Annotated in this window: 21 protein-coding genes; 10 read left to right on the top strand and 11 right to left on the bottom strand. The window is 66.2% G+C overall.

What is annotated here, in order from left to right:
* The 6 genes from urtE to EV641_RS11065 all read left to right on the top strand — a co-directional run bounded on the left by urtE (position 1) and on the right by EV641_RS11065 (position 8,283).
* Positions 1–693, top strand: coding sequence for an urea ABC transporter ATP-binding subunit UrtE (gene urtE, locus EV641_RS11040; RefSeq protein ID WP_132471806.1), 693 nt, complete (start codon positions 1–3; stop codon positions 691–693).
* Positions 693–1,379: a GntR family transcriptional regulator gene (locus tag EV641_RS11045; protein WP_054713636.1), complete on the top strand. Its 687-nt coding sequence runs from the start codon at positions 693–695 to the stop codon at positions 1,377–1,379. The genes urtE and EV641_RS11045 overlap by 1 nt, the downstream gene beginning before the upstream one ends.
* A gap of 51 nt (positions 1,380–1,430) precedes the next feature.
* On the top strand, positions 1,431–1,970 hold the full coding sequence (locus EV641_RS11050; RefSeq protein ID WP_132471807.1) for a carboxymuconolactone decarboxylase family protein: 540 nt from the start codon (positions 1,431–1,433) through the stop codon (positions 1,968–1,970).
* 231 nt (positions 1,971–2,201) lie between these two features.
* On the top strand, positions 2,202–5,810 hold the full coding sequence (gene uca / locus EV641_RS11055) for an urea carboxylase (protein ID WP_132471808.1): 3,609 nt from the start codon (positions 2,202–2,204) through the stop codon (positions 5,808–5,810).
* The gene (gene atzF / locus EV641_RS11060) at positions 5,807–7,522 is read left to right on the top strand and encodes an allophanate hydrolase (protein WP_132471809.1); all 1,716 of its coding nucleotides are present in this window, start codon (positions 5,807–5,809) and stop codon (positions 7,520–7,522) included. Before uca ends, atzF begins: the two co-directional genes overlap by 4 nt.
* 104 nt (positions 7,523–7,626) lie before the next feature.
* Positions 7,627–8,283, top strand: coding sequence for a GAF and ANTAR domain-containing protein (locus tag EV641_RS11065; protein WP_241997048.1), 657 nt, complete (start codon positions 7,627–7,629; stop codon positions 8,281–8,283).
* Positions 8,284–8,300: 17 nt separating this feature from the next.
* Here EV641_RS11065 and EV641_RS11070 read toward each other — a convergent pair whose 3' ends face one another.
* The 3 genes from EV641_RS11070 to EV641_RS11080 are packed head-to-tail and all read right to left on the bottom strand — an operon-like array spanning position 8,301 to position 10,088.
* Positions 8,301–8,636, bottom strand: a complete 336-nt coding sequence (locus tag EV641_RS11070; RefSeq protein WP_054716632.1) for a hypothetical protein — start codon at positions 8,634–8,636, stop codon at positions 8,301–8,303.
* Positions 8,636–9,448: a class I SAM-dependent methyltransferase gene (locus EV641_RS11075; RefSeq protein ID WP_054716635.1), complete on the bottom strand. Its 813-nt coding sequence runs from the start codon at positions 9,446–9,448 to the stop codon at positions 8,636–8,638. The genes EV641_RS11070 and EV641_RS11075 overlap by 1 nt, the downstream gene beginning before the upstream one ends.
* Positions 9,449–9,476: 28 nt before the next feature.
* The gene (locus tag EV641_RS11080; RefSeq protein ID WP_158289143.1) at positions 9,477–10,088 is read right to left on the bottom strand and encodes an ATP-binding cassette domain-containing protein; all 612 of its coding nucleotides are present in this window, start codon (positions 10,086–10,088) and stop codon (positions 9,477–9,479) included.
* Between EV641_RS11080 and EV641_RS29185 the strand changes: the two genes are divergently transcribed.
* Positions 10,077–11,102, top strand: a complete 1,026-nt coding sequence (locus EV641_RS29185) for an ABC transporter substrate-binding protein (protein WP_054716641.1) — start codon at positions 10,077–10,079, stop codon at positions 11,100–11,102. The genes EV641_RS11080 and EV641_RS29185 overlap by 12 nt on opposite strands.
* A 5-nt stretch (positions 11,103–11,107) precedes the next feature.
* The gene (locus EV641_RS29190; RefSeq protein ID WP_158289144.1) at positions 11,108–11,926 is read left to right on the top strand and encodes an ABC transporter permease subunit; all 819 of its coding nucleotides are present in this window, start codon (positions 11,108–11,110) and stop codon (positions 11,924–11,926) included.
* Here EV641_RS29190 and EV641_RS11090 read toward each other — a convergent pair.
* Complete coding sequence (locus EV641_RS11090; protein WP_132471811.1) at positions 11,889–12,671, bottom strand: hypothetical protein; 783 nt, start codon at positions 12,669–12,671, stop codon at positions 11,889–11,891. The genes EV641_RS29190 and EV641_RS11090 overlap by 38 nt on opposite strands.
* Positions 12,672–12,754: 83 nt before the next feature.
* Between EV641_RS11090 and EV641_RS11095 the strand changes: the two genes are divergently transcribed.
* On the top strand, positions 12,755–13,438 hold the full coding sequence (locus EV641_RS11095) for an ArsR family transcriptional regulator (RefSeq protein WP_241997049.1): 684 nt from the start codon (positions 12,755–12,757) through the stop codon (positions 13,436–13,438).
* Between the two features lie 38 nt (positions 13,439–13,476).
* Here EV641_RS11095 and lpdA read toward each other — a convergent pair whose 3' ends face one another.
* The 3 genes from lpdA to EV641_RS11110 form a co-directional block, all read right to left on the bottom strand.
* Positions 13,477–14,880 carry a dihydrolipoyl dehydrogenase gene (lpdA, locus tag EV641_RS11100; RefSeq protein ID WP_054715849.1) on the bottom strand — a complete coding sequence of 468 codons (1,404 nt, stop codon included), beginning with the start codon at positions 14,878–14,880 and terminating at the stop codon, positions 13,477–13,479.
* Positions 14,881–14,958: 78 nt separating this feature from the next.
* Positions 14,959–15,774 (bottom strand): ABC transporter permease, encoded by an 816-nt coding sequence (locus tag EV641_RS11105; RefSeq protein ID WP_054715845.1) that lies wholly within the window; start codon positions 15,772–15,774, stop codon positions 14,959–14,961.
* On the bottom strand, positions 15,771–16,712 hold the full coding sequence (locus EV641_RS11110) for an ATP-binding cassette domain-containing protein (protein WP_241997050.1): 942 nt from the start codon (positions 16,710–16,712) through the stop codon (positions 15,771–15,773). Before EV641_RS11110 ends, EV641_RS11105 begins: the two co-directional genes overlap by 4 nt.
* Positions 16,713–16,805: 93 nt before the next feature.
* On the opposite strand from EV641_RS11110, the gene EV641_RS11115 reads away from it, so the two are divergent.
* A complete protein-coding gene (locus EV641_RS11115; protein WP_241997052.1) occupies positions 16,806–17,504 on the top strand; it encodes a TetR/AcrR family transcriptional regulator in 699 nt (232 codons plus the stop codon).
* A gap of 47 nt (positions 17,505–17,551) precedes the next feature.
* Here the strand turns inward: EV641_RS11115 and EV641_RS11120 are convergent, their stop codons facing one another.
* From EV641_RS11120 to EV641_RS11135, 4 genes are read right to left on the bottom strand one after another with little or no spacing between them, the layout of a single operon-like run.
* Entirely contained in the window at positions 17,552–18,193 is a 642-nt protein-coding gene (locus EV641_RS11120; protein ID WP_132471813.1) for a response regulator transcription factor, read from the bottom strand.
* On the bottom strand, positions 18,190–19,419 hold the full coding sequence (locus EV641_RS11125) for a sensor histidine kinase (RefSeq protein WP_241997054.1): 1,230 nt from the start codon (positions 19,417–19,419) through the stop codon (positions 18,190–18,192). The genes EV641_RS11120 and EV641_RS11125 overlap by 4 nt, the downstream gene beginning before the upstream one ends.
* Positions 19,420–19,475: 56 nt before the next feature.
* On the bottom strand, positions 19,476–20,228 hold the full coding sequence (locus tag EV641_RS11130; RefSeq protein ID WP_132471815.1) for an ABC transporter permease: 753 nt from the start codon (positions 20,226–20,228) through the stop codon (positions 19,476–19,478).
* 1 nt (position 20,229) lies between these two features.
* On the bottom strand, positions 20,230–21,153 hold the full coding sequence (locus tag EV641_RS11135; RefSeq protein WP_054715836.1) for an ABC transporter ATP-binding protein: 924 nt from the start codon (positions 21,151–21,153) through the stop codon (positions 20,230–20,232).
* Positions 21,154–21,173 lie beyond the last annotated feature (20 nt).

Genomic DNA, 21,173 nt, shown 5'->3' on the forward strand with positions numbered 1-21,173 from the left:
ATGCTCGAACTCGTCGACGTGCGCGTCGCATACGGACGCACCGAGATCATCCACGGCGTCTCCATCGAAGTCCCCGGCGACGGGGTGGTTGCCGTGATGGGCCACAACGGAGCAGGTAAGACGACGCTGCTGCGTGCCGCGGTCGGCCTACTGCCCGTCACGCAAGGAAAGATCCTCTTCGACGGCGAGGACATCACCGGCCTGCGACCCGCCGCCCGCGTCGCGCGCGGCCTCGCATACGTGCCGCAGGGCCAGCAGTCGTTCGGTCAGCTCACCTGTTCCGAGAACCTGCAGGTTGTCGCCGACGGACGCAAGAACGGCAAGAAACTGATCGCGGACATGCTCGAACTCTTCCCCGCGCTCGTCCCGCTCCTCGACCGACGCGCCGGACTGTTGTCCGGTGGTCAGCGACAGCAGCTCGCCATCGCTCGAGCGCTCATCACCGAACCGCGCATGCTCATACTCGACGAACCCACCGAGGGCATCCAACCGTCGGTCGTCGCGGAAATCGAGAACACCATCGTCGAACTGAGCCGCTCGGGCAATCTCGGCGTGCTGCTCGTCGAGCAACACATCGGATTCGCGCTCGACAACGCCCTGCGCTACTACGTCGTCGAATCAGGCCGCGTCACCTCTACCGGTGACGGCGGCGCCGAGGCGGCACACACCGTCCGCGAAGCGATGGCGATCTGATGACGACCGCTACCCACCGCGACCGGGTGTACCGGGCATTGCGCGACGACCTGATGTCCGGGGCATTGGCGGCCGACGAACGACTCGGCGAGGAGAAGCTCGCGGATCGCTACGAGGTATCCCGCACACCCGTGCGCGAGGCATTGGCGAGGTTGGTTTCCGACGGGCTCGTCGAACGCCGCACGGGTGGCCTGTTCCCGTACCGCCCGCGTTTCGACGACCTCGCCGATCTGTACGAACTGCGTATCACCCTCGAGCTACACGGAATTCGGCGTGCACTCGAGAATCCGACGATCCGTCACGACCCCGCAGTCCTCGGCCCGGAGCTGGACAACTGGTACACGTTGCGCGCCGACCCGCCTGCACCCGATGCCGGTTTCGTCGCTCTCGACGAGCAGTACCATCTGGCAGTACTCGCGTCGTCCGGAAACCGCGCGTTGTGCGACGCCCTCGCCACGGTGAACGGCAAGGTCCGGCCGGTACGAATGTTCGATTACCTGACCCCGGACCGCATGACCGCGACCATCGACGAGCACATCGAGGTGGCCGAACTCCTGCTCGACGGCAGACTCGACGACGCTCACGCGGTGCTGCTCGGCCACATCGACACCTCCCGGGCCGTCGTGATCCGGCGCGCCGAGGAAGCGCGCGCGATGGCGCGCTTCGCGCAAGCGCTCCGGGACTGACATGCACGTGTCGCGCGTGACTCATGCCCGGCACTCGTGCACACTACGACCGTGACGCCACGAATCCAGCCCGGACGACTGAAGGAGCTCGGCCCGATCAACTGGGTTGCGTGGAAAGCACTGTCCCGTGCCGCGGGCACGCCCGACGCACATCTGTTCAGCACCCTCGGCCGATCGGGCCGACTCTTCCGCGGCTGGCTGCACTATTCGGGCATGCTGATGCCGTTCGGCAAGCTGAGCCGTTTCGAAGCGGAGATGGTCATCCTGCGCGTGGCCCACCTGCGTGCCTGCGACTACGAATTCGACCACCACACACGCCTCGGCCGGCGTGCCGGGATCACCGACGAGATCCGCGGACGAGTCGTGACCGGACCGTCCGCCGAGAGCCTGAGCCGACGTCAGCGCGCAGTCCTGACCGCCGTCGACGAGTTGGTCGGCACCCGGAACCTCACCGACAAGACCTGGGCGGCCCTCGCGGAATTCTTCGACGACCGACGCATGATCGAGTTCTGCCTCCTCGTCACGCAATACGACGGTCTCGCCACCACCATCGGTGCGCTTCGACTCGACCGCGACTTCGGCAGCGAATAGCGCTTCCGTCCCCCTTCTGACATGCCGGTATCTTCCGGCATTTCGTGTTCCACCCGGCACCAGCGGTGACAGCTCTTCCTAACCGACGCTTTACCGCAGGAAACCGGGACGAAACACCGGGCCCATAGCGTATACAGCAGTGTCCACAACGACGGATACAGCAGCGGCACACCCATTTCCGCGCTGTTCATTGTGGATTCTGTTCGCCCGCCAATTTCGAAGGAGAACGCCGTGGCATTCGGATTCGACACCCTTCTCGTCGCGAATCGCGGTGAAATCGCGTGTCGCATCATGCGCACCGCGCATCTGATGGGACTGAAGACGGTTGCGGTGTACTCGGATGCCGACGCGTCCGCCGCACACGTCGAACTGGCCGATATGGCGGTACGTCTCGGCCCTGCTCCTGCCGCGGAGTCCTATCTGCGCGCCGACCTCGTGATAGAAGCTGCACTCGCCTCCGGGGCCGGCGCGATCCACCCCGGCTACGGATTCCTCTCCGAGAATGCAGAATTCGCCGCCGCATGCGAAGCCGCCGGCATTGCGTTCGTCGGCCCGACGGCCGACCAGTTGCGCGTGTTCGGCGACAAGCACACGGCGCGCGAAGCCGCACGCGCAGTGGGAGTTCCCCTGGTCGCCGGAAGCGGCCTCCTCGGCTCCCTCGACGAAGCGCTCGCCACGGCGGACGAGATCGGATACCCGGTGATGCTCAAGGCCGTCGGCGGAGGCGGCGGCATCGGCATGCAGGCCTGCCACGAGCCCGACGACCTGCGCGGCGCCTACGAACGCGTGCTGCGACTCGCGTCGGCGAACTTCTCGTCGTCGGGCGTCTTCCTCGAACGGTTCATCGCGCACGCCCGCCATGTCGAAGTCCAGGTCTTCGGGGACGGACTGGGCCGCACGGTCAGCCTCGGTACGCGCGACTGCTCACTTCAGCGACGCAATCAGAAGGTCGTCGAAGAGGCACCCGCACCGAACCTGCCCGACGAGATCGTCGAGCAGATGCTTACGTCGTCGCGGACACTCGCGTCGTCGGTGCAATACCGATCCGCCGGCACAGTCGAGTTCGTATACGACACCTCGCGCGGCGAGGTGTCGTTCCTCGAGATGAACACCCGGCTGCAGGTCGAGCATCCGGTCACCGAAGAAGTGACCGGCGTGGATCTCGTCGAGTGGATGTTGCGTCTCGCCGGGGGCGAGACGACCCTGCTCGACGCGGTACCCGATTCGGGACCCGAGCTCACGGGTCACGCCGTGGAGGCCCGCCTGTATGCGGAGGATCCGGACCAGGACTACCGGCCCAGCTCCGGCCTGCTCACACACGTCGAGTTCCCCGCGCACACCCGCATCGAGACCTGGGTCGACACCGGCACGGAGATCAGCCCGTTCTACGACCCGATGCTCGCGAAGGTGATCGTGCGAGGGGAATCGCGCCGGACCGCCTTTGCCGGGCTCGCGGAAGCGCTCGACGACACCAGTATGTACGGGGTTCGGACGAATCTTTCGCTACTGCAGACGATCTGCTCGGAGCCCTCTGTCCTGTCCGCCGAGCACACCACTTCCACACTCGCCGCGCTGCCCGGAGCGACGCGCCGGATCGACGTACTACGCGCCGGGACCATGACCACCATCCAGGACTTCCCGGGACGAACAGGGTTGTGGAAGGTCGGTATTCCTCCCTCCGGGCCGATGGACGACCTGTCGTTGCGCGCCGCGAACGTCGCGGTGGGCAACGCGGAAGGTACGGCGGGACTCGAATGCACGCTCCAGGGTCCGCGATTGAGCTTCTCCGATTCCACCGTCGTGTGCGTCACCGGGGCACCGACGGAGGTCACACTCGACAGTGAAGCTGCGCCTATGTGGGAGCCGATCGAGGTGTTCGCAGGTTCGGTGCTCGATGTCGGAACCCCGGCCGACGTGGGTCTGCGCACCTACGTGGCGGTACGCGGCGGCCTCGATGTGCCGCTCTACCACGGCAGCGCCTCGACATTCACGCTCGGCGGTTTCGGCGGGCTCACCGGTGCAGCAGTTGCCACCGGCGATGTCCTGGGACTTGCGGATTCCGTCGCCGTCACAGCGCCGGCACTCGTACCCGCAGACCGGCGACCGGAGTTCGGTCACACCTGGCACCTCGCAGTGACCGAGGGCCCGCAGCCTGCGCCCGCGTACTTCACCCCCGAGGACATGGCCCAGTTCTACGACACGACGTGGACCGTCCAGACCCACGCGAACCGCACCGGTATCCGCCTGGACGGCCCCAGGCCGACGTGGTCACGCACCGACGGTGGCGACGCCGGGTTGCACCCGTCAAACCTGCACGACAATCCGTACAGCGTCGGAGCCCTCAACGTCTCGGGTGACACACCGATCCTGCTGGGCCCCGACGGGCCGAGTCTGGGCGGTTTCGCGTGCCCTCTCACCGTGGTGTCGGGACATCGGTGGAAGCTCGGCCAGATCCGCCCCGGCGACTCCGTCCGATTCGTGCCGGTCTCCGACGAGGACGCCGCCGCCCTCCGCCACGGCGCGAAACGCACCGGCGACGTGCCACCGTTCACGCCGCGCACGACCGTCGACGGCGGACGTCTCGGCCACTTCGGCGCGATGCTCGACCGACCCGAAGTGGCGTACCTGCGCGGCGGCGACGACAACATCCTCGTCGAATACGGCGAGATGACCCTCGACCTCGGCCTGCGCATGCGGGTTCACGCATTGTCCGAAGCCCTGACCGCAACGCAAGTGCCCGGCATCATCGACGTCACCCCCGGCGTGCGGTCGCTGCACATCCACTTCGACCCCGATGTCCTCCCCCAGTACCGGTTGCTGGGCGTGCTCCAGGATCTCGAAACCGAACTGCCGGCGACACACGATCTCGTGGTACCCAGCCGCACGGTTCGGCTTCCGCTGTCGTTCGACGACCCGTCCATCTCCGAGGCTCTGTCGCGCTATCGCAGTGGTGTGCGCGACGACGCACCGTGGCTGCCCTCCAACATCGAGTTCATCCGCCGCATCAACGGTCTCGACTCCGTGGACGAGGTCCGCGACACCGTGTTCGACGCCGAATACCTCGTTCTCGGTCTCGGCGATGTGTATCTCGGCGCGCCACTGGCAGTTCCGCTCGATCCCCGGCATCGGCTCGTGACCACCAAGTACAACCCGGCTCGGACGTGGACACCGTCGGACGCCGTGGGCATCGGAGGCAAGTATCTGTGCGTCTACGGGATGGAATCTCCCGGCGGCTATCAACTCGTCGGCCGCACGGTGCCGATTTGGTCCGGCTACCGGCAGTCGGGACCGTTCGAGAACGGTAAACCGTGGTTGTTCCGGTTCTTCGACCGCATCGTCTGGGAACCCGTCTCCCCGGAGCAGTTGCTCGAGTACCGGGCTGCGGCGAAGGCCGGGCGGTTCGACGCCGACATCTCGGAGGGAACGTTCGCCCTCGCCGACCATCTCCGGTTCCTGGAGAACAACGCCGAGTCCATCGCAGACTTCGACGCGAAGCAGTCCACCGCGTTCGAGATCGAGAAGACGGCGTGGCGCGACTCCGGTGAATTCGACCGCGTCGAGGCCGCTCCGATCGAGGTCTCCACCACGGTCGACCCACTTGCCGGGATGCCCGACGGCTCCACTGTCGTCGAAGCGTCCCTCGTCGGTAACGTGTGGCGCGTCGAGGTCGCCGAAGGTGAGATCGTCGATGCGGACACCACCGCAGTGATCCTCGAGGCCATGAAGCTCGAGATGCCGGTCCGCAGCGAACGGGCCGGAACCGTCCTGAAGGTGCTCGTCACTCCGGGCTCGAAGGTCGCGCCGGGCACCCCCCTTCTCGTGATCGGACCCTCCGCATGACCGCCGATGTCGTCACTTCCACCACAGCCGCGACCGACCGCGCGCGACGTGCTCTGAGCCGGATCGAGGAGGTCGACCGCCCCGAGGTCTGGATCACCCTGCGCGATGCAGCCGACATCCTCGCCGACGCTGCCGCCGTCGACGCACGTGTCGCGGCGGGCGAAACGCTTCCGCTCGCAGGTCTCGTGGTCGCGGTCAAGGACAACGTGGATGTCGCCGGCCTCCCGACCACTGCGGGGTGCCCCGAGTTCGCGTACACACCGCAGACGACTGCATCGGGTATTTCCCGCCTCCTCGACGCGGGCGCAGTGGTCCTGGGGAAGACCAACCTCGACCAGTTCGCGACGGGCCTGGTGGGCACCCGCAGCCCATACGGCGCGGTGCGGTGCGCATGGGATCCCGAGCGCGTCTCCGGTGGGTCGAGCTCAGGGTCCGCGGCTGCGGTGGCCCTGGGTATCGCCGACATCGGAATCGGTACCGACACAGCCGGTTCCGGTCGTGTACCGGCGGCGCTGCACGGCATCGTCGGGATCAAGGCCACGCTCGGAGTGACCCCGACGCACGGAGTGGTACCGGCGTGCGTCGACTACGACTGCCTCACCGTGTTCGCCGAATCCCTCGACCTGGCTACGCATGCGGCCGCCGTGATGGCAGTGCCGGACGAACGCGACCCGCGTAGTCGCGCGTGGCCGGCCGATGTGCGGCTCGCCGCTCCCTCGCAGATCCGCATCGCGGTGCCACGACCGGAAGACCTCACCGCACTGTGCGCCGAGTACCGCGACGCGTTCGACACGACCGTCTGCGATGCCCGCCGGTCGGGCATCGAGATCACCGAAGTCGACATTTCACCGCTTCTCGATGCCGCAACCTTGCTGTACGACGGAGCCCTGGTCGCTGAACGGTATGCAGCCGTGGGCGAGTTCCTCGAAACCGAACGGGCCGGCGCCGACCCCACTGTTGCCGCAATCGTCGCATCGGCAGCAAGCCCGGCCGCGCACGAACTGGTGTCCGACCTCGATTCCCTGATCCGCACCCGGGCATATGCGCGCGTGCTGCTGGACGGCTTCGACGGCCTGCTGCTCCCGACCACCACCGAGCATCCGACGATCGCTGCCGTGCAGGATGACCCGGTGGTTATCAATCGCCGGATGGGTACCTACACCAACTTCTGCAACCTGCTCGACATGGCCGCGGTTGCGGTGCCCGGCGCTGCCACCTCCGAGGGGCATCCGTTCGGCGTGATGGTGGTGGTGCCCGGGTTCGACGACCAGGTGGCGGTCGACATTGCGGCGCACCTCACCGGCGTCGAAGCACCGACGTTCGTCGACGCCGGAGTCGAGCTGGCGGTATTCGGCGCCCACCTGCGGGGTCAGCCGTTGCATTTCCAGCTCGAAGACATCGGTGCCCGTTTCTCCGAGCAGGTGCACACCTCGGACTCGTACCGGTTGATGGCGCTGAACACCACTCCGCCGAAGCCCGGCCTGGTACGCCACAGCGCCGGTGAGGGCGCCGCGATCGTCGGCGAGCTGTTCCGGGTATCCGAGGCCGGGCTGGGCAGGTTCCTCGCGGCCCTGCCGGCACCGATGACACTCACGAGCGTCGAACTCTCGGATGGTCGCTGGGTCGTCGGATTCGGCTGCACCCACGATGCATCCGCCGACGCCGTCGACATCACCGGATTCGGCGGTTGGGTGGCGTACACGACGAGTTGAAAGGCATGTCGTCCGGAGCGGGATACGGCAGGATATCGTTCCCGAGGTAGACGACGAAGGGATGACGGGCGATGCCGGACCAGGACGAACGATTGAGCCGGATCATGGCTGACCTTGCTCGTTCGATGTCGGACGAGACCGATCTCGAGTCGTCCCTCGAACGCCTGACTGCAGCCGCGGTCGAACTGATTCCCGGTGCCGACACTGCCGGGATCCTGATGGTCACCGGACCGTCCGAGTTCGAGTCACACGCCGCCACCTCCGAGTTGACGAGACGGGTGGACAAGATCCAAGCAGAGCTCGGCGAGGGCCCGTGCGTCGATGCCGCGCTGGAAGCGGAGATGACACACACCGCCGACCTGCGATCGGAGCCGCGGTGGCCGCGGTTCTCCGCAGCAGCGGTCGAGGCAGGCGTGCTCAGCATGTTGTCGTTCCGGCTGTTCACGCATGGCGACGAGTCGGGCGCCCTCAACCTGTTCGCGGCCGAACCCGGTTCGTTCGATGCCGAGTCGATGCACGTCGGCGGGGTCCTCGCGGCGCACGCCGCGATCGCGGTCCTCTCGTCCCGCAAGGAACTGCAGTTCAAGTCTGCACTCGCCAGCCGCGACCTGATCGGTCAGGCCAAGGGCATGCTCATGGAGCGGTTTGCCGTGAGGGCCGAACAGGCCTTCCAGATGATCGTGCGGCTGTCGCAGGAGACGAATACGCCCGTCTCGGTGATCGCGGCCCGGATTGTGGAGGCCGGTCCGGGCCGCAACTGAGTGCTACGGGCGACCGGTCAGCGCAGGATCGTCAGCATCACCACGGAGTCGGCGTTGGCAACGAGCTTGTGCATCACGCCCTCGTCGACGTGGACCGCGACACCCGGGACGAGCGAGACCGTCTTCTCAGCAGTACTGAACGACACGTCGCCGCTCGTCGCCTGCACGAGGATCGGTGCCGGCGCACGGTGGTCCTTCAGTACCTGGCCCTGCGCGAAACCCATTCGGATCACGGTGGCCCCCGCACCCGAGGCAAGCTTCTCGAGACGCGGGGCGTCGCCGTCTTTCTTGTCGAGGTGCGTGAGCCCCTCGATCACGGTCATCGTTCCGGCCGAACCGCTGGAGTCACTCATCATGCCGCCTTCTTGGTCGCGATGATCTCGATCGCGACGAGATGTTTCTTGTACTTCGTGAACGTCGAACGCATCTGCAGCACGCGCGCGCGAGCGTCGGAGTCCCGCAGTACGTTTCCCACGAATTTCACAGTACCCACGAGACCTTCATCGGCAAGGATGCGCTGAGGTTCGAGGAGAGCCATCGGGGCGAAACCCACGGTCTCGACCTCGAATCCGGCGTCGGTGAGGAGCTTCGTCCATTCGGCCGCGGTGAGCGGCCGCGCGTTGACCTTGATGGACCGTGCAAGCGACTTGCGGATCTCGTTCTTGACCTCGTCATCGACCTCGTCGGGCTCGATCGCGAGTTCGTGGATCGCGTAGCGCCCGCCCGGACGCAGCACGCGCAGCGCCTCTTCGATGATCTGAGTCTTGTGCTTGTCGGTCTGCATCGTGAGCATTGCCTCTCCGACGACGACATCCGCGGTCGCGTCGTCGAGCCCGGTCTTCGATGCCTCACCGCTGACCACCGTGCCGGCAGACCCGAGGACCTTACGAGTCAGATCGGCTGCGCTTTCGTCGGATTCGACACCGGTATAGCTCTTCGGGGCGAACTCCAGGATGCTCTGCGCGGTTCGCCCCAGCCCGGGAGCGAATTCGACGACATCGACGCCACGCAACTTCGCGTCGGTCAGCATCCGCGCGGTCAGCTCCTTGCCTCCGGGCCGCAGGACACGCTTGCCGAGCCGTGCAAGCAGCCAGTGTCCGGGCAGATGGGCAGCATCCCGATCGGCCAACGGCAGTGCGTCGTCTGCTCCGTGCTTGTCGTTCATGGTCGACCCCTCTCGCTGCACATCCTATTTACAGGAATAATGTACGGTAATTTCCCATGGTGGTGAATATGTCGGTGATCTCATGCGCGGTCATCAGCACGCCCGCCCCCTCTGCCGCGACTCGCCCCAGCGCAACGCCCACGGTCTTCGCCGACGCAGAGTCCAGATGCGCGAACGGTTCGTCGGCGAATACCACCGAGGGGCGCGCGAACAATGCTCGGGCGAGAGCCGCGCGACGCTGCATCCCGCCCGACAATCGGAAGGGCGGTAGATGCGCGACATCTCTGAGCCCGACCTCGTCGAGCGCACTCTCGACGTCCGGGCGGGGCCCCGGCCTCCACACATCTCGTCCGGGCGCACCGAGCAGAACATTTCTCTCCACGGACATCCACGGCAACAGCCGTGCCTCCTGGAACAGCATTCCCTGCCGCTCGCACCAGCGGGTGACGGTGCCCGACGACGGTTCGAGCAATCCGGCGGCGGCGTGCAGCACCGTGGTTTTTCCCAGCCCGGACTCGCCGAGTATCACCAGGATTTCACCGGCGTCGAGTCGTAACGACACGTCGTCGACTATCACGCTGCCTCCGCGGGACAGACCCACCTTGTCGAGTTCGATCAAAGGATCTCCGTGAACCGTCATCATTTCCCCTCGAGGATTCGCGCACTGGTCGTCACACTGTCTGTCGCCACGATGCTGCTCACCGCATGCGGCACCGACGACGATGCGGCGGCCTGCGGAGCCGAGACCACCGTGAGCGGCGCCGGCTCGGGCCTGCCCGACTCCCTGAACGTCGGTGTCGCGAACAACGTGGCAATGGCTGCGCCGTTGACCGGGCTCGACGACATCGGGGTCGCCACCACCTCGACGAGTACCGCGAGTACTCCGGAAGAGTTGCGCACCAACTTCATTGCCGGAAATTACGATCTCGCCGCCATGCCGATCAACATCGCGGCGAACCTGTGTGCGCAGGGTATCGATCTCGTTCTCGTCGGCACGGTGAGCGGGAACATCGTGTATTTGATGGGCCCCGAAGGCACCACGCTGGACGATCTGCGCGGACAGACCGTCCACATCCCGTTCCAGAACGACATCATCGATCTGGTGACTCGGCAGATCCTCGACACCGCCGGGATGACCTATGCCGGCGAAAATCCCGATGTGAACCTGCAATACCACCCCACACCACTCGACATCGCGACCGGATTGACGTCGGGGTCGATGCAGTACGCGATCCTGCCGGAGCACCTCTCGACGGTGGTCGCCGGAGCAAGCGACAACATCGCCGAAGCGCAGAGCATGCAGGACCTGTGGGTGGAGCAGACCGCAGCGTCGTCTCTGCCGTTCGCCGGATTCGTGCTCCGCGGCGAAGTAGCGCGCGAGTATCCGGATCTCGTCGGCGCCCTGCAGACCACTCTGCTCGGCTCGGTCATCGAGGTCGTGTCCGACCCTCAGCAGGGCGCAGTCGCGGTCAGCGACATCGTCCCGATCCCCGCCAACGTGGTCGGGCAGGTCCTGCCGGAATTGCGACCTACCTACCTGCCTGCCGCAGAGGGACGCGCCGATACAGAGTTGCTCTACGAGTCGCTCATGAGGACGGTGCCGGATTCGATCGGCGGCGAGATGCCTGCCGACGGCTTCTACGGCGCGAGCTGACGAGCGTGAACGCCTCGTCTGCGGGTACCCGGTCGCCGCTGTACGCGCTCGGCGCCGCGCTGTGCGTCGCCGTCCTTCTGGGGGTCTGGCACTGGTTGTCACTGGGTCAGTCCCCCGCCGTGATGCCGAGTCCTGTGCAGACACTCGAAGCACTGTGGGACGTCGTGGCCGACGGCTCGCTCGCGACCGAGTTGACGCTCACGCTCGTGCGCGCCGCCACCGCGACGGTGCTTGCGCTCTGTGTCGGGATCCTGTTCGGATGGGCGGCGACAGTGTCGTCCTTCGCCGACGGTGTACTCGCACCGCTCCGCGCGATCCTGCAGGGCCTACCTCCGATCGTGCTGATCGTGTGCCTCGTGCTGTGGATGGGCAGCGACCCGTCGATCACGATCATCGTGTGTGCGACCGTGATGGTGCCGATCATCGCCTCGGCGACTGCTTCGGCGTTGCAGTCGATCGACCCGAATCTGCTCGAACTCGGCACCGGCCTCCGGTTGAGTCGCTCGCGACGGCTGGTGTTCATCGTCGTGCCGTCGATCCTTCCTCCGATCGTCGCGGCGACGGGAGCGGTCGCATCCGGGTCGGTGCGTGTCGCGGTGATGGCCGAACTGCTTTCCGCCCCGGACGGCGTGGGCGCTGCCATCGCGCAGACCCGGACGCTGCTGCAGACACCCGAGTTGTTCGCGTGGACGCTTGCGATCATCGTCTGCGCGCTGCTGGTGGATCTGGTCATCCGTGTCGTGGTCAAGAGCTGGACCGCCGTGTTCTCACCGAGCGACCGTGCCGCTACCGCACATACCCGGAAGGGCACGAGAATCCGTTGAACGATGCCACGTCGCACACACTGCGCGCCGACAGCTTCCACATTCCGTCGAGGTATACGAAGGTCAGGCGCAGCGGTGTCTCGGGACCGGGAGCCCCGGCGAACGTCACCTGGAGGCGACCCGCCGCGGCAGTGCCGTCGAAGTCGATTGGGTCGACGACGCGCGGCTGGACAACCTGCAGCATCGTCCCTGCGCGTGCCCCGATCTGTTCGAGAACAGGTCCGGCTTCCGCACCCCGTTCGACATGCGACCGGCGGTACGAGAGCGAGTTTGCCGGGTCGACCGCCGAGTGGAGCGTCGCAGTGAGCTGTTCGGCGCTGGGTGTGGGCGTCTGCGGTGCGGAGGCCGCAGGTTCGGGCGCCGGGACGGCCGTCCCCTGGGGCGCCGGAGCGCCGGAAGCGGCAGGCACGGGCCCCGGCGCCACAACTGCCGGCGCAGTTGGAGCGCCCTCTTCCGGAGCAGGCTCGACCTCGCCTGTCGGCGCGGGTTCGCCGGCGGGAGCCTGCGTGGCCGCGGCGCCTCGGTCGGCGGCGAGCGACTGCAGCGCGGCGAGGATCGCGGCGTTCGACGTCGACTCGGCGACCGACTGCCGGTCCTGTCCGTGCACCTCGACGGCGATGAATACCGCCGCGGCGGCGACCACCATCGACGCGACCGCGATGAGTGCCAGGGCAAGGGTAGCCGCAGTTCCCAGACCTCCGCGGCTCGGTCGTACCGTGGATGGCGAATCGGTCGCTGCCTTCATGGCGACGACTATAGGGGATTTTTCTCCTTTTAATAAGGTGACCCTCACCTAAGGGGCGCCACAAACCGCGACAGGAGTGCGAGTTGGCAAGGCGGGTGAAGCAACGCGAGCGAGTGCTCGACATGCTCCGGGAATCCACGGGACCTCTCGACGCGCACCATCTCGCGGCCGCGCTCGACCTCCATGTCACGACGATCCGGTTCCATCTCTCCGGGCTCGTCGACGAAGGGCTCGTCCGAATCCGGCCGCTACCGGCCGAGAAGGTCGGACGACCGCGAATGGGCTATCTCGCTGTGAGGGAACCGTCCTACACCGATCTCGTCGCCCTGCTCGCTGCGCGCATCGGTGGTAGCGCCACCGAACGAGAACGGAAGGCCTTCGAAGTCGGCGACGACTGGGCCGGAATGCTCGGACTCTCCCCGGCCCCCACCACCGACGCCGGAGCGCTCGTCATCGAATCGCTCCACCAGCTCGGCTTCGAGACACAGACGGCGACCAACGCGTTCGGCACCCACAGCATCACGCTCTGCACCTGCCCGTTGGCCGAGATCGCGCGCAGCAACCCCGAAGTGGTACGCGGCATCCAGCGCGGCCTGATCCAGCGCGTCCTCGACGACCATGCCGACGCACTCGGAGCCTCGTACACCGTCGACGTGTTTCCCGACCCTCAGGACGGCAACTGCCTCGTCGAGCTCGTATTGCACCCCGCACCGAACAGAGCCGGAACGACAGCAGCCCGCGGTGACGGTCAAGTCACCACGGGCTGAGCCGGTACATCCGAGCGGGGGTCCACCCGCGCGGAAGGTCAGAAGTTGATCATGTGGCCTGCGAGGCCATGGATGGCTTCCTGCAGCGCCTCACTGAGCGTGGGGTGCGTGTGGACGTTACGCGCCAGTTCGTTGACGGTCAGGTCCCACTTCTGCGCGAGAGTCAGCTCAGGCAACAGCTCGGAGACGTCGGGGCCGATGAGATGGCCACCGATGAGTTCGCCGTGTGTCTTGTCGGCGATCAGCTTGACGAAGCCGTTCGGGTCGCCGAGGCCGTGGGCCTTGCCGTTCGCGGTGAACGGGAAGGTCGCGACCTTGATGTCGTAGCCTTCGGCCTTCGCCTGCTCCTCCGTCAGACCGAACGACGCGACCTGCGGCTGGCAGAACGTCGCGCGCGGCATCATCCGATAGTCGCCCAACTCGAGGGTCTCGGCATCGCCGATGGTCTCGGCAGCGACGACGGCCTGCGCCTCGGCGACGTGCGCGAGCTGCAGCTTGGCGGTGACGTCACCGATGGCATAGACACCGGGGACGTTGGTGCGCATGCGCTCGTCGATCGCAATGGCGCCGCGATCGGTGAGGGCCACTCCCGTGTTCTCGAGGCCGTAGCCCTCGACGCGCGGCGCGAAACCGACCGACTGCAGCACCTTGTCGACGGTCAATGTCTCGATATTGCCGGACTTGTTGTCCTTGATCTCGACGGTGACGTTCGAGCCGTTGTCGACGATCTTCTGGACACCCGCACCGGTCTTGATGGTGACACCGAGCTTCTTGTACGCCTTGGTGATCTCCTTGGAGATGTCGGCGTCCTCGTTGGGCAGGGCACGATCGAGGAACTCGACGATCGTGACGTCGACCCCGTAATTCTTCAGGACGTAGCCGAATTCCATGCCGATGGCGCCGGCACCGACGATGACGATCGAGCCTGGGAGCTCGCGGGTGAGGATCTGCTCCTCGTAGGTCACGACGTTGTCGCTGAGCTGCGTACCCGGCAGCAACTTGGTGACCGAGCCGGTGGCGATGATGACGTTGTCGAAGGTCACCTGTTCTGTGCCGCCCTTGGTGAGCGCCACCTCGATGGTCTTGGCATCGACGAACGAGCCCTTACCGTCGTACTCGGTGATCTTGTTCTTCTTCATGAGGAAGTGCACACCCTTGGTGCGACCGTCGGCCACCTTGCGGCTGCGGTCGAAGGCGGCACCGAAGTCGAACGACACGTCTCCCGAGATGCCGAAGGTCTTGGCCTCTTTGGTGAAGAGATGTGCCAGTTCGGCATTGCGGAGAAGCGCCTTCGAGGGGATGCAGCCCACGTTGAGACAGACACCACCCCAATACTTCTGCTCGATGATGGCGGTGCTCAATCCCAGCTGTGCCGCGCGGATAGCAGCGACGTACCCACCGGGACCGGCTCCGAGGACAACGACGTCATAGTGTGAGGTCACAGCCATACAGGGTAGTCCTGCCCGATCCCGCTGTCTGCCGATGGTCCGGTTACCCGCCGGTAAGGTGGATTTGCGCACTCACCGTTGCGCACCGTACTGCCTCACCGCGACAGGCACCGACACCGCGAGGATCACCGCGATCCATCCGAATGCCGCGACGACAGGGTGGTGCATCGGCCACGCCGCATCCGCCGCTACCGCAGTTCCCGAGCCGAACAGTTCCCGTAGCGCCGCCACCACCGCGCTGATCGGATTCCACTCCGCGATCGCGCGAACGACGGACGGCATCGCTTCTGTGGGTGTGAACACGTTCGAGAGCATGATGAGTCCGAAGATCATCGGTGCAGCCTGTTGGAGTACCTGTTCGTCACGGATCGCAATGCCGAGCAGGATGCCGAGCCAGCTCAGTGCCGCCCGGAATGCGAACAGCAGAAGGACAGCCAGGGCGACATCACCGGCGGGTGCGTCGATACGCCACCCGACCAGGTACCCGATCCCCATCATTGCGGCGAGGGCGACCGCACCGATCACGGTCTCGGCGAGTGCGAGCCCCGTCGGCACTCCGGAACGCGCAATGGGCAGGGCACGGAACCGGTCGGTGAGTCCGCTGCTCAGATCCGCATTGGCAGTGCTCGCCGTGGCCATCGAACCCAGAGACGCGACGAGGACGAACACGCCGGGCATGAGGTACGACCGATACGCCGAGGGGTCGGCGTCACCGGCGATGGTGCCGCCGAAGACGTAGCCGAACAACACGACCATGCCGAGCGGCGCTGCGAGCGAGACTCCGAGCAGAGCCGGCGAGTGCCGGTAGGTGGCGACGGTGCGGCCGAACACCACTCGCGCCGCCGTGGCCGTGCCTACGGAGGGATGCACCTGGGTGTCGATGGTCATGGTGCGGTGGCCCTTTCAGTGAGCGCAAGGAAGGCTTCGTCGAGGCTCGCGCGGCGTCTGCCGATGTCGTGGACGTCGATCCCGTCGGCGTCGAGAGCCCGCAGGATCGGGAGGAGTTCCGGTTCGTCGTCCAGCCCGAACGACAGGCGGATCGAGTCTTCCCGCACGGCAGTGGATCCGACTTCTCGCGCGCCGAATCCGGTCAGGAGCTCCGCTGCCCGGCCATGATCGGCAGACGCGACAACCAGATCGAGGCCGACACCGACCGCGGCGGTGATCTCGGCGGGCGTACCGGTGGCGACAGTGCGACCGCCGTCGAGGATCGTGATGGCGTCCGCTAGGCGTTCGGCCTCGTCCAGATACTGGGTGGTGAGCACCACCGTGGTGCCTTCCGCCACGAAATTCAGGATGTATCCGAATATGTCGTTGCGACTACGCGGGTCGAGACCGGTGGTGGGTTCGTCGAGGAACAGCACTGCGGGGCGCACGACGGTGCCTGCGAGGATGTCGAGCCGGCGACGCATGCCGCCCGAATAGCTCCGGATCCGATGGTCGGCCGCCTCGGCAAGATCGAAGCGCTCGAGCAGGTCGCGAGCGTGACGACGAGCGGCACGAGTCCGCATCCCGGAGAGCCGCGCGAACATCGTGAGATTCTCGGCGCCGGTGAGCCGCGGATCGACGGAGTGGAACTGCCCGACCGATCCGATACGTTGCCGTACCCGAACAGCGTCGGCGACGGTGTCGAATCCGAGGACCCGAGCCTTCCCCGAAGTCGGACGCAGGAGCGTCGACAGCATGCGCACGGTGGTGGTCTTACCCGAGCCGTTCGGCCCGAGCAACGCATGCACCGAGCCTTCCCGCACTCGGAAATCCAGCCCGTCGACGACCGTGCGGTCGCCGTAGCGACGGGTCAAGCCTTCGGTTTCGATGACGTTCACGGGAATCTCCTCATCTGTGAACAGCGTTCGCAGATGCAGTGTAGCGATCCGCGAACGATGTTCGCAAATGCCTCCTCGAGGCATGCTGAGTCCATGCCGACCTCATTGTGGCTGCGATCCGACGAACCGAAGCGCGGCCCCCGCCCCGCACACACGCTCGGCGATATCGCCGCGGTCTGCGTCGACCTCGTCGATCGAGAAGGCATGCGCGCGCTGTCCATGCGCCGTGTCGCCGAGGCGCTCGGCACCTCGGCCGCATCCCTGTATCGGTACGTGTCCGGGAAGGACGATCTGCTCACATTGATGGCCGACCACGTCGCCGGCGAATACGAGTTCGCGCCCCTCACCGGCGACGTGCGTACCGATGTCCTGGCCGCAGCGGAACAATCGCGCGCGCTGCACCGGCGCCACCCGTGGCTTCGCGAGGTGCCCGCCACCGACATGGGTCCGAACACCGTCGCCTATCTCGATCACCTCGTCGGAGCACTCGCACCGGCGAAGCTCGACACGACATCCACCATGATGGGCGTCGCGCTACTGAGCGGGTGGGTGACGAATTTCGCCGCGCAGGAATCCGCCGGCGACGTCGCCTCCGAGTCGGGAGGCGGCGCCGAGTACATCGCGGCCATGCTCGGCTACGGTGACTACCCACACCTGAGTGCGCTGTTCGCCAGTACAGGCGAGAGCTCCCCTACCGCTCCACTCGACAACGACACGGCGTTCACCGCCGGCATCGACGCGATGCTGTTCGGCATCGCGCCACCACACGCCCCCACCCATGACCGAAGGTGACATTCATGCACTTCGGCGTCATCGAGGTGACATTCGGCCATGCGGATTCAGCCCAGGATGCCTCGCTCGTAGGCCGCGGCCACGGCCGCGGCGCGGTCCGACACCTCGAGCTTCCCGAAGATGTGGGTGAGGTGCGTCTTCACGGTCGCCTCGCTGATGAACAACACCCGCGCGATCTCGCGATTGGAGGTCCCCTTCGCCACGAGTGCCAGCACCTCGCGCTCGCGGGAGCTGAGCGACCGTGGAGTATCCGCACCACGCACCCGGGACATCAGGCGCGACGCCACCACCGGCGACAGCACCGTTCGCCCCTCCGCGGCCGCGCGCACGGCAGCGAACAGTTCGTCGCGCGGTGCGTCCTTGAGCAGATACCCGGTAGCACCCGCTTCGATCGCGGGAATGGTGTCGGCGTCGGTGTCGTAGGTCGTGAGCACCAGGACTCGGCTACGGACCTGCCTCGACGAGAGTTCGGCGATCGCGTCGACACCGCCGCCTCGCGGCATCCGTAGATCCATCAGCACCACATCGGGATCCAGCCGGGCGACGAGTGCCACCGCTTCACGCCCGTCCCCCGCTTCACCGAGGACCGTGAACTCGCCCGAGGCCGCGAACATTCCGCGCAGGCCGTCACGGACCACAGGGTGGTCGTCGACGATCAGCACGGTGATCCCCTGCGATTCGCTGCTCACGACACCGACCCCGCACGCACCTGCGGTACCCGCACCGAGACCGCTGTTCCGGAGCCGATTTCGGACTCGACGTCCATGACACCGGCGACACGGGCGACACGGGAACGCATCCCCCTCATCCCGAATCCGTCCGCTGACACCGCCGCCGGATCGAAGCCGATCCCGTCGTCACGGATATCGACGCTCACCTCGTCGCCCATGTACGACACTGTGACACCGACGCGGTGCGCCGAAGCGTGCTTGGCGACGTTCGCGAGAGCCTCCTGGGTGATTCGCAGCAACGTTACGGCGATGTCGTCGTGCAGCGGTTCCGCATCCCCCGTCACTGTGAAGTCCGTCCGGATCGCGTGCTCGACAGACCAGCGATCCACCGACTCGGCCAACACCGATTCGAGTGTGTCGTGTTCGAGTGCTTCCGGCGCGAGATTCTGCACCGAGCGCCGAGCATCACCGAGGCTGCGCCTCGCGAGGTCTGCCGCCACGGTGACATGGCGCCGCGCCGCATCGGGATCGTCGGCGTCGCCGGCAGCCTGAAGCTGCGTGATGATCCCGGTGAGACTCTGCGCCAAGGTGTCGTGGATCTCGGCGGCAAGACGACGCCGCTCGTCGTCGATCCCCGCCTCACGCGCGTGCTGCACCAGCTGGGCATGCAACGCACGATTCTCGGAAAGTGCTTGTTCGAGTCGGGTGTTCATACGTTCGAGTTCGGCGATGGCCTCGATCCGTTCCTCGGTCCTGCGTAGGTCGCGCTCGCCGATCCGGTACATCACCATCGAGATCACTGCATTGAGCACGAACAGCAAGCCGAACACTGTCCACTGCATGGAATCCGAAGGAGGTAGACCTCCCGACTGTGACCCGGCCATAGTCACTGCCGTCGCCAGCAGACCGAGACGGGCCCAGCGCTCGGTGATCAACCACGGTGCATCGAAGTAGCCCACCAGGGCGTAGATCGCGAAGAACGGATTGAACCAGCTCAAGGCGAACGCAATCACAGTCCGCAGGATGTAGTACACAGCCCCTGTGCCAGGACCGGTGCGCCACCACCATACTTCCAAGGCGGCCGCGGCCACGGTGAGCACCGACACCGGAATCCATTCGGCGGGTGTCATCACCAGCGACGCCGTCCCTACACACAGCACGATCCCGAGTGCAAGCAATATCGGTGGGCTCCAGCGGTGGAATCGGCTCCACGAGTCCTCCCCGAAATGCGATGCCGGTTCCACGCACGATGCTCCCGAATGAGATGTAGTCACAGTCTCCAGGGTGACCGGCGACGCCATCACTGCCAACGGAACCACTTGACTGCGGCTGCAGTGAGCACGATCGCCCAGCCCGCCACCACCGCGACACCGGTCATGCTCGGCCAGCTACCCGACGCCGCCTGGTCGAGGATCTGTGAGGCAGCACCGAACGGTGTCACTTCGACGACCCGCCGGAGCAGGTCGGGCATCGTCTGCACCGGAAGCCACACTCCCGCGCAGAACATCATGGGGAAGAACACGATGGTGCCCACCGTCTGCGCGACCCGCATCGACGACGACACCGCCGCGATCGCCGCCCCCATGCTCAGGGCGGCAGCGAGCGTGAGAACGACGGCCAGCGCGTAGCCGAACGGTTGTGCCGGTAGCGCGACGTCGAACACGACACGACCCACGAGCAGCGCGAGAACGACGGACACGGCGACAGCCACCGCGTGCACAACGATCTGCGCCATCAACAAATACGTGGGCTTCGCGGGGCTCGCCTCCAGCCTCCGCAGGATTCCGCGCTCCCGATACGACGCCAACACACCGGGCATGGTCTGGATGCCGGCCACAATCATCGCCAGGAGAACGGTGACCGGGACGTACAGGTCGATCAGTCGGAGGCCGCCGAGATTCGGGTCGGTCTCCCGAAACATCGGAATGACGCCGAGAATCGTCAGCAGCCCCACGGGGAAGATGAGGATCCAGAACATCGCGGCGGGCTCACGCCCGAACAGCCTGGCTTCGGTGCTCAGTACTGCCACCGCTGGATTGGTTGTGGTCTGCATGTCAGCTCCCTGCATGTCCGGGCTCCGAGGATGTGATGTCGAGGAATGCGTCGTCGAGCGTGGCGTCGGTGACGCGAAGTCGCTCGGCGGACAGTCCGCGTCGCGCGAGTAGTGACAGCACCGCGTCGACGGTGTCGTCGCTGCCCTCGATGACGATCCGCTCGCCGTCGCCCCGCACCGCCGATGCGCCGGGAAGTGTTTCGAATTCGGACCGATCGAGCGGCGACCCACCGGTCGGTCGGAACGACACGACAACGGCCGAGGCCGACCGTCCGACCAGCTCGGTGGGGCTGCCGAGGGCCTTGATCGCACCCGCGTCGAATACGGCGACGCGGTCGCACAAGCGCTGAGCTTCTTCCATGAAATGGGTGACGAGCAGAACCGTCACCCCCGAGTCGCGGACCTCCTCGATCAGCGACCAGGTTTCCCGTCGACCGCGCGGGTCCAGGCCTGTGGTGAGCTCGTCGAGCACCACCACGCGCGGCCGTCCGATCAAAGCGAGGGCAATGAACAGCCGCTGTTGCTGACCACCCGACAGCTGCGCGAATCGGGTGCCGAAGACCGGCGCGAGACCGAGTCGCTCCGCGAGCGCCATGCCGTCGGCGGGATCGGGATAGAACGACGCGTACAAACCCAGCGCCTCGCGCACGGTCAGCTTCGGTTGCAGCGCACTCTGCTGAAGTTGCGTGCCGAGTATTTCGGTGACGGCGTGATGGTCGGCGACGGGATCGAGCCCTGCTACACGGACTGTGCCGCGGTCGGGTACCCGGAGGCCGGACACACATTCGACGGTGGTGGTCTTCCCCGCCCCGTTGGGGCCGAGGATCCCGAAGATCTCTCCGTCGCCGACGTCGAAACTGACGCCGTCGACGACCGTGCGTTCTCCGTACGATTTGTACAGGTCTGTCACTTCTACGATGGGCATGCGTCGAGCGTGCCCGCCGG

The organism is Rhodococcus sp. SMB37, assembly GCF_004345605.1.
In the GTDB taxonomy this organism is placed as follows: Bacteria; Actinomycetota; Actinomycetes; order Mycobacteriales; family Mycobacteriaceae; genus Rhodococcus.

Coding starts and splice junctions, on each gene's coding strand:
- urtE (WP_132471806.1), top strand. CDS start 1: ATGCTCGAACTCGTCGACGTGCGCGTCGCATACGGACGCACCGAGATC.
- EV641_RS11130 (WP_132471815.1), bottom strand. CDS start 20,228: ATGCAGACCACAACCAATCCAGCGGTGGCAGTACTGAGCACCGAAGCC.
- EV641_RS11090 (WP_132471811.1), bottom strand. CDS start 12,671: ATGAAGGCAGCGACCGATTCGCCATCCACGGTACGACCGAGCCGCGGA.
- EV641_RS11075 (WP_054716635.1), bottom strand. CDS start 9,448: ATGAACGACAAGCACGGAGCAGACGACGCACTGCCGTTGGCCGATCGG.
- EV641_RS11070 (WP_054716632.1), bottom strand. CDS start 8,636: ATGAGTGACTCCAGCGGTTCGGCCGGAACGATGACCGTGATCGAGGGG.
- EV641_RS11065 (WP_241997048.1), top strand. CDS start 7,627: ATGGCTGACCTTGCTCGTTCGATGTCGGACGAGACCGATCTCGAGTCG.
- EV641_RS11045 (WP_054713636.1), top strand. CDS start 693: ATGACGACCGCTACCCACCGCGACCGGGTGTACCGGGCATTGCGCGAC.
- EV641_RS11115 (WP_241997052.1), top strand. CDS start 16,806: ATGCCGACCTCATTGTGGCTGCGATCCGACGAACCGAAGCGCGGCCCC.
- EV641_RS11135 (WP_054715836.1), bottom strand. CDS start 21,153: ATGCCCATCGTAGAAGTGACAGACCTGTACAAATCGTACGGAGAACGC.
- EV641_RS11080 (WP_158289143.1), bottom strand. CDS start 10,088: ATGACGGTTCACGGAGATCCTTTGATCGAACTCGACAAGGTGGGTCTG.
- atzF (WP_132471809.1), top strand. CDS start 5,807: ATGACCGCCGATGTCGTCACTTCCACCACAGCCGCGACCGACCGCGCG.
- EV641_RS11105 (WP_054715845.1), bottom strand. CDS start 15,774: ATGACCATCGACACCCAGGTGCATCCCTCCGTAGGCACGGCCACGGCG.